Raw genomic sequence first — 2,138 nt, forward strand, 5'->3', positions numbered from 1 at the left:
GTTCGGCCATCGCAGTCACGCGCGCGGAGCGAAGCGCGGCTTGCGCTTCTCGAGAAACGCGCGCGCACCTTCCTCGACGTATCCGGCGCGAACGCACAGTACCTGATTGCGATCTTCGATTGCGACCGCCTGCTCGAGGCTGCCAGCGTCGATACTCATCGAGAGACATTCCTTGGTCAGGCGCAACCCCAGCGGCGAGGTTTCCGTCATCTCTAGTGCGAGCTTCGCGGCGGCGGCATCGACTTCAGCGTCCGGCATCAGCTCGGACACCAACCCGGTCGCGAAGGCGCGCTGCGCGTTGATGAAGCGTCCGGTCAGCATGAGCTCGGACGCAACCGAGCTGCCGACGGCGCGCGGCAGAAAATAGCTGACGCCCATGTCGCACGCGCTCAATCCAATACGGATGAACGCGGCGTTAAAGCGCGCCGACTCGCCCGCGATACGGACGTCGCATGCGAGCGCGAGCGCGAAGCCGCCGCCGGCCGCGGGTCCGCGGATTGCCGCGATGAACGGCTGCGGCGAGCGCCGAATCGCGACCACCAGGTCGCTCATCCGGCGCTGGCTCTCGACGGTGTCGGTAGTCGAGGCGCCGAGTCCGGTGCCGCCACGATTCTGTTCCTTGAGATCGAGTCCGGCGCAGAAGGCGCGTCCCGCCCCCTTCATCACGACGACGCGCGTCTCGGTCTGCTTCGGCAGCCGATGCAGGAAGTCCTCGAGCTCGGCGACCATCTGCGCGCTGAGCGCGTTGAGATTATGCGGACGGTTGAGCGTCAGCCACGCCACCGCGCCGTCGTTTTTGATTTCAATTGCCTCGTATTCCATCGCAAGTCGCCTCCATAAATCGCGCGCCAAAGAAGGGGCCGATGATCTCAGCCTTGTTGGGTTCTGTTGGTATCAACCAAACTCCAGTCGCCGGCATATTGCACCAGACCAAGTTTGCGAGCGACCCCGAGCGACGCAGCGTTGCTCCACGAGGTGCTGTAGAGAGGGATTCGTCCAGATGCACGAATTGCGCAAGCCCACGAGGCAGTCACACGCGCGGCCAGTCCGCGTCCGCGACTCGCGGTGGCAGTTTCGACGCCCGCCTCGACAGCCGGCGCTGAATTCCTCGTCGCGCAAAAGCAAACGCTGACCGGGTAGCCGCCGTCCATTATCGCCATTATCGGCGAACACCAGGGGATCTCCGCAGCGAGCCATCCTCGAAAGTTGCGCTCGAGCAGTTCCAGCCTGTCAACGATTGCGATATCGGTGGGCTGCGCGATTTCGTCGGGAAATCTGAAAGCCGGACCTGACGAAATCTGACCGCCTACGAGTGATCGGTATGCGTCGGCATGCAATGGCGGAGCTTGAAAATCTCTGAGCGGCGGTTCCTCGATCGCCAGCCGATCGAGTTCATCCGCGATTTTTTCGGAGACATCGGTCCGCACGCCCCAGGCAACATTTGATGTGCCTCGAATGAGCACGAAGAAAGGGGCCGAACGGGCATTCGGTTCAGCAGACATCGCGATTCGGTGGCGCGAGTCCCTCTGCCCACCTCCGATCGGCGGCAAGGGGTACATGGTTCTCAGTTGAAGATCGGGAGTCACTCTCGACACCAAATAGTGCTGAATCGCGGATCAAAGCGATAGCCAGCCTTTTCTTCTGCCCACTTCTAGCTAACCATAACTCAACCTGACGCACCTTCGCCAAGCTTCGTGCCGCCTGACAGGCACGATTTGGCCGTATTGACTTAACCGTGGCACGGTTAGAGGCTGATTAGCGGGCTTTTGTGCGGCTTTGAGCGATACGGCTCGCTAAAGGGGAACCGACGATACTCCCCGAGGGGAGGCTTGGTGTCACGATGGCATCCGCGGAAGAAATTCTGACCATCTCAGAGTTGTCGGCGCATCTGCGCGTGCATCCGACGACGATCTACCGCCTGCTGCGCGAAGGACGAATCCCGGGTTTCCGCGTTGGCAGTGCATGGCGATTCAGCCGCGCGGCGATCGAAGTTTGGGAGCACGGACAGGTCGGGCCGATCGACGGCGATGGAATCTCGGTGCCGACGCGCAAAGCAAAAGGCCGCAAGCCTCGCAAGTAGCGCGAACTTTTCTGCGCGCCCGCTTTTCTGTCATTCTCGCGATGTGGATTCCGGCGAA

At 61.7% G+C, this 2,138-nt stretch carries 3 protein-coding genes; 1 reads left to right on the plus strand and 2 read right to left on the minus strand.

Annotated elements, in window-relative coordinates; genetic code table 11:
* Positions 1–15: 15 nt before the first annotated feature.
* Both VIW95_RS03635 and VIW95_RS03640 read right to left on the minus strand, forming a co-directional pair.
* Positions 16–822, minus strand: coding sequence for an enoyl-CoA hydratase/isomerase family protein (locus tag VIW95_RS03635; RefSeq protein ID WP_331584053.1), 807 nt, complete (start codon positions 820–822; stop codon positions 16–18).
* Positions 823–869: 47 nt separating this feature from the next.
* Entirely contained in the window at positions 870–1,427 is a 558-nt protein-coding gene (locus VIW95_RS03640) for a GNAT family N-acetyltransferase (RefSeq protein WP_331584054.1), read from the minus strand.
* A gap of 413 nt (positions 1,428–1,840) precedes the next feature.
* Here VIW95_RS03640 and VIW95_RS03645 point away from each other — a divergent pair, with 413 nt between their 5' ends.
* A complete protein-coding gene (locus VIW95_RS03645; protein ID WP_331584055.1) occupies positions 1,841–2,080 on the plus strand; it encodes a helix-turn-helix domain-containing protein in 240 nt (79 codons plus the stop codon).
* The last annotated feature ends 58 nt before the right edge of the window (positions 2,081–2,138 follow it).

The organism is Binatus sp. (SeqCode), from assembly GCF_036522015.1.
Lineage (GTDB): Bacteria > Desulfobacterota > Binatia > Binatales > Binataceae > Binatus.